Source organism: Burkholderia sp. KCJ3K979 (genome assembly GCF_016759955.1).
Classification (GTDB): domain Bacteria; phylum Pseudomonadota; class Gammaproteobacteria; order Burkholderiales; family Burkholderiaceae; genus Burkholderia; species Burkholderia orbicola.
This window is the reverse complement of record NZ_JACFYV010000004.1, coordinates 91100-97099: the sequence shown is the minus strand read 5'-3', so window position 1 is coordinate 97099 and position 6000 is coordinate 91100. Positions and strand designations below refer to the sequence as shown.

Sequence of the window (6000 nt, the reverse complement as noted above, 5' to 3'; positions counted from 1 at the left end):
ACCGAGCGGCCTCATAGTTCGCTCGGCTATCTGACGCCTGCGCAGTTCGCCCGGGCGCACGACGCGAAGCAGCAGTTTTTAACCTCGGACTCTAACTGCAGTTCGGACTAAAACCGGGGGCAGGTCATGGGTTCGCCAGTAATTCCCGCGCTTAATGATGCTAGTCATCGTAAGCCTCGGAATCGTTGATCCGAGGCCAAGTTTCGAGCTGTGGCAAAGCCTCAAAATGAGCTGGCTTGGGACGAAAAAAAGGGCCTAGCATAGGCTAAGCCCTTGAATTTGTCTTGTCGGGCGCGAGTGGCTCGAACACTTGATCTACGGATTAAGAGTCCGCGGAGCGATCATGAAGTGGTGTCCGCGATGTGTAGGTAGTCGCGACAACTTGGTCACCCAAGTCAACTTAGTCACCCAAGTGCAAAACAGTGGCGCCAGTCGCATTTAATCTGGCGCTCTACGACTAGGTGGCTACGTTAGACGTCAATATTCCCCGCCCGCAACGCATTGCTCTCAATAAACGCCCGCCGCGGCTCGACGTCATCCCCCATGAGGGTAGTAAAGATCCCATCCGCCGCAATCGCGTCTTCGATCTGCACACGCAGCAGGCGCCGCACTGCCGGATCCATCGTCGTTTCCCACAGCTGCTCGGGGTTCATCTCGCCGAGGCCCTTATAGCGTTGCTTCGACACGTTCCGTTCAGCATCCGCCAGCAGCCACTTCATCGCGCTCTTGAAGTCGGCCACGACCATGCTGCGCTCACCGCGCTTGATGACCGCCCCTTCCCCAATAAGCCCCTTGAACGTATTCGCCGTCGTCACGAGCTGCTGATAATCCGCCGTATGCTGGAATTCCTGGTCGATGACCGAAACGCGCACATTGCCGTGATGCGTGCGTTCGACATGCAGCGCCCGCTGTTCGCGGACCGCGTCATACGAAGGCACAACCCGCACTTCGTTCTTCAGCGCTTCATCATGCAACGCAGCGTGCAGCGCCTTAGCCGAAGCCTCGGTCGACTCCTCATTGGAGAGGTCGATCACCACACCATCCATGACCGCTTCCAGCGCGGCCGGGTCATACAACCGGCTCAACCGATCGATCACGCTCTGCGACAGCAGATACGACCTTGCCAGCTCCCCAAGCGCATCCCCAGAAATCGCTGCCGCATTCTCCCCCGGCACCAGCTCCGAGCCTTGCAGCGCCAACCGCAGCATGTGCGCGTTGAGCTCCACGTCGTCCTTCAGATACCGCTCGTCCTTGCCCGCCTTGATCTTGTAAAGCGGCGGCTGCGCGATATACACGTACCCGCGCTCGATCATGTCCGGCATCTGGCGATACAGGAACGTGAGCAGCAGCGTCCGGATGTGCGCACCGTCGACGTCCGCGTCGGTCATGATGATGATGCGGTGATAGCGGAGCTTGTCGAGGTTGTAGTCTTCCTTGCCGATCCCGCACCCAAGCGCAGTCACGAGCGTGACGATCTGTTCCGACGACAGCAGCTTGTCGTAGCGTGCCTTCTCGACGTTCAGCACCTTGCCGCGCAGCGGCAGGATCGCCTGGAACTTCCGGTCACGCCCTTGCTTCGCCGAGCCACCTGCCGAGTCGCCCTCGACGATGTAGATTTCGCACTTCGCCGGGTCTTTCTCCTGGCAGTCTGCGAGCTTGCCGGGCAGACCGACGCCGTCGAGCACGCCCTTACGGCGCGTCATCTCGCGCGCCTTCCGCGCCGCATCCCGCGCCCGAGCAGCTTCAACGATCTTCCCGCAGATGATCTTCGCGTCGATCGGCGTTTCGAGCAGGAACTCTTCGAGCGCCTTCGCCACAACCTCTTCAACCGGCGCACGAACCTCGGACGAAACCAGCTTGTCCTTCGTCTGCGAGCTGAACTTCGGCTCCGGCACCTTCACGGACAGCACGCACGACAGCCCTTCGCGCATGTCGTCGCCGGTCGTCTCGACCTTCGCCTTCTTCGCGATTTCGTTGTCGGTGATGTACTTGTTGATGACGCGCGTCATCGCGGCCCGCAGGCCGGTCAGGTGCGTGCCGCCGTCGCGCTGTGGAATGTTGTTCGTGAAGCACAGCACGTTTTCGTTGTAGCTGTCGTTCCACTGCATCGCGACTTCGACGCCCACGCCGTCCTTCTCGCCGTTCGCGAAGAACACGGTCGGGTGCAGGTTGGTCTTCGTCTTGTTGATGTACTCGACGAAGCCCTTCACCCCGCCGGCGAACGCGAAATCGTCTTCCTTGCCCGAGCGCAGGTCGGTCAGGCGAATCCGCACGCCGTTGTTCAGGAACGAAAGCTCGCGCATCCGCTTCGCGAGGATGTCGTAGTGATACTCGACCGTGCCGAAAATGGTCGGATCAGCCATGAAGTGCACTTCGGTGCCGCGGTTCTCGGTATCGCCGGTGACGAGCATCGGCGACACTTCCACGCCGTCCACCACCTCGATCACGCGATCCTGCGCGACGCCGCGGTGGAACTCCATGAAGCGCTTCTTGCCGTCGCGCCGCACGGTGAGGCGCAGCCAGCTCGATAGCGCGTTCACGCACGACACGCCCACGCCGTGCAGGCCGCCCGACACCTTGTAGCTGTTCTGGTCGAACTTGCCGCCGGCGTGCAGCTCGGTCATCACGATCTCGGCGGCGCTGCGCTTCGGCTCGTGCTTGTCGTTCATCTTCACGTCGGTCGGAATCCCGCGGCCGTTGTCGGTCACGGAAATCGAGTTGTCGGCGTGAATCGTCACGTGGATGTCGTTGCAGTACCCGGCCAGCGCTTCGTCGATCGAGTTGTCGAGCACCTCGAACACGAGGTGGTGCAGACCGGTGCCGTCCGACGTGTCGCCGATGTACATCCCGGGGCGCTTGCGCACCGCTTCCAGACCTTCGAGGATCTGGATCGACGAAGCGCCGTAGCTGCTGTTATCGGGTTGCGAATTGTGCTGTTCACTCATGGATATCTTCCGGTTCTGCGGGGCCACTCTCGTGGCGGCGCGGTGCGTTTCAGCGAGAGAAATCGCCGGGCCGCTCCAGTTTCCTGGCCCGCCCCAAGTGCCGAAAAGGCACTAAAAGGGCGGGTTGTCGGTTCGCCATAAAAACGCCAAAGGGGCTTGCCGCCCCCTGGTGTGTGTCGCGATGTCGAGCGCGTCAGATGCGCATCGGCATCACGACATACTTGAACTCGTCGTTCTCGGGCACGGTGATCAGCGCGCTCGAGCTGGCGTCGCCGAGGCTCACCTGCACGGTGTCGACCTTCAGGTTCGCGAGCACGTCGAGCAGATACGTGACGTTGAAGCCGATGTCGACGGTATCGCCCTGATAAGCGATTTCGAGTTCTTCCTGCGCCTCTTCCTGATCGGCGTTGGTCGACATGATCTTCAGCTGGCCCGGCGCGATGATGCAGCGCACGCCCTTGAACTTGTCCGAGGTCAGGATCGCCGCGCGCTGCAGCGAACGCTGCAGTTCTTCACGGCCGATCTCGAACGTGTTCTTGTGCGCCTTCGGGATCACGCGCTGGAAGTCGGGGAACTTGCCCTCGACGAGTTTCGACACGAGCTCGACCTGGCCGAACGTAAACTTGGCCTGGGTTTGCGCGATGTCGATGGTGACGGTGTCGTCGATGTCCTCGAGCAGGCGCTGCAGCTCGAGAATCGTCTTGCGCGGCACGATGACTTCCTGGCGGCCGAACGTGCCGCCTTCGAGCTTCATCGACGAGAACGCGAGGCGGTGGCCGTCGGTGGCCACGGCCATCAGCTGGTCGCCGTCGACGACGAGCAGCATGCCGTTCAGGTAGTAGCGGATGTCCTGCTGCGCCATCGCGAAGTGCACCATGCCGAGCAACTGGCGGAACGACTTCTGCGGGACGGTCAGCGTGGCGCCGAAATCCTTCGCCTGCGCGACGGTCGGGAACTCGTCGGCCGCCAGCGTCTGCAGCGCGAAGCGGCTCTTGCCCGATTGAACGGTGAGGCGCTTGTCCGCGAGCGACAGCGTGACCTGGCCGTCAGGCATCGCGCGCAGGATGTCGAGCAGCTTGCGGGCCGCGACGGTGGTCGCGATCTGGTCGCCGCCGACGCCGAAATCGGCGCGCGTGGTGATCTGCAGCTCCAGGTCGGTCGACAGGAATGAAACGTCCGGGCCGTTCTTGGTGATCAGCAGGTTGGCGAGGATCGGCAACGTATGGCGGCGTTCGACGATGCCGCTGACCGTTTGCAGCGGCCTGAGGAGGGTGTCTCGTTCGGTCTTGACCAGTTGCATAGAGTTCCTTCGTTGAGTAACGGCCTGCAGCGCAGCAGCCACGCAGCGCCCCGCCGGCCGGGCTCTTGGCCCGCCACCACCGGGGCGGTCAAACCAGTATTGTGCCTCAAAACCGAACCGCCCCCCTTAAATTGGGGCGGAGGCCGAATTATCAAGCGCGGCGCGCGCGCTCAGCCCTTCAGCGTCTGTTCCAGCACGTGCAGCTCGTGGTTGAGCTGCGCGTCCTTGCTGCGCTCGTCGGCGATCTTGCGCACCGCGTGCAGCACGGTGGTGTGATCGCGCCCGCCGAACAGCTCGCCGATTTCCGGCAGGCTCTTCTGCGTGAGTTCCTTCGCCAGGTACATCGCAATCTGCCGCGGCCGCGCGATGTTCGCGGGGCGCTTCTTCGAGTACATGTCGGCGACCTTGATGTTGTAGAAGTCGGCGACGGTCTTCTGGATGTTCTCGACCGAAATCTGCCGGTTCTGCACGGTCAGCAGGTCCTTCAGCGCTTCCTTGGTCAGCTCGATCGAGATCTCGCGGCCGTGGAACTTCGAATACGCGAGGATCTTGCGCAGCGCGCCTTCGAGCTCGCGCACGTTCGAGCGCAGGTGCTTCGCGACGAAGAACGCGACGTCTTCCGACAAATTCACGCCCTCCGACTGCGCCTTGCGCATCAGGATCGCGACGCGCATTTCCAGCTCGGGCGGCTCGATCGCGACGGTGAGGCCCGAGTCGAAGCGCGAGATCAGGCGATCGTCGATGCCCGAGATTTCCTTCGGATACGTGTCGCTGGTGATGATCACCTGCGCCTTGTTCGCGACCAGCGCCTCGAACGCGTAGAAGAATTCCTCTTGCGTGCGCGACTTGCCGGAGAAGAACTGGATATCGTCGATCAGCAGCAGGTCGAGCGAATGGTAGTAGCGCTTGAAGTCGTCGAACGCCTTGCGCTGGTACGCCTTCACCACGTCCGATACGTATTGTTCGGCGTGGATGTAGCGGATGCGCGCGCCGGCCTTGTCGAGCAGCAGCTGGTTGCCGATCGCGTGGATCAGGTGGGTCTTGCCGAGGCCCACGCCGCCGTACAGGAACAGCGGGTTGTACGAGATGCCGGGGTTGTCCGCGACCTGGATCGCGGCGGCGCGCGCGAGCTGGTTGGCTTTACCGGTCACGAAGTTGTCGAACGTGAGCACTGGGTTCAGCTTCGAACGTTCGTACATCGAATCGGCTTCGCCGCCGTTCGCGGGCGCGGCGCCCGGGCCCGGACGCCACGTGCGGCGGCCGGCCGCGGCTTCGTGCGCGGGCAGGCTCGGCAGGTCGATGTCGGCGTCGTCGGCATTCAGGTGGTGCGCGGCGGCCGCCGACGGCGTCATCGGCACGTCGGCCGGCGCGCTGGGCGCGGCGGCGGCATGCGCGGTCAGGTTGGCGGCGATCGCGGCGACCGTCGCGGCCGGGCCGCTCGGCGCTAGCGGCGCACGCGGGGCAGCCGGTGCGGCGCCCGCGGGCGCGCTGCGCATGCCGGCCTTCGGATCGAGGACGAACTGGACTTCGATCGGCGTGTTCCAGAATTCACGGGCCAGATCGGAGATCCGGCCCGAAAACTGGCTCTTGACCCAGTCCAGCTTGAAACGGTTCGGCGCGGCGATGGACAGCGTGTTCGCCGACGCATCGAAGGCCACCGGGGCCAAGGGTTTGATCCACGTCACGTACTGCTGGGGCGTCAGCTCGCGCTCCAGCAGTGCGGAACAGTGTTGCCAGAAATCGTTCATCAAGTAA

General features: G+C 63.0%; 3 protein-coding genes. All 3 read right to left on the bottom strand.

All coding sequences use genetic code 11. The features are described 5' to 3' along the window. Positions 1-470 precede the first annotated feature (470 nt). The gene (gyrB, locus tag H3O04_RS02285) at positions 471-2945 is read right to left on the bottom strand and encodes a DNA topoisomerase (ATP-hydrolyzing) subunit B (protein ID WP_202587071.1); all 2475 of its coding nucleotides are present in this window, start codon (positions 2943-2945) and stop codon (positions 471-473) included. Between the two features lie 193 nt (positions 2946-3138). Continuing rightward, the gene (gene dnaN / locus H3O04_RS02280; RefSeq protein ID WP_006490996.1) at positions 3139-4245 is read right to left on the bottom strand and encodes a DNA polymerase III subunit beta; all 1107 of its coding nucleotides are present in this window, start codon (positions 4243-4245) and stop codon (positions 3139-3141) included. A gap of 170 nt (positions 4246-4415) precedes the next feature. Beyond that, positions 4416-5993 (bottom strand): chromosomal replication initiator protein DnaA, encoded by a 1578-nt coding sequence (dnaA, locus tag H3O04_RS02275; protein WP_059501500.1) that lies wholly within the window; start codon positions 5991-5993, stop codon positions 4416-4418. Positions 5994-6000: the final 7 nt, after the last annotated feature.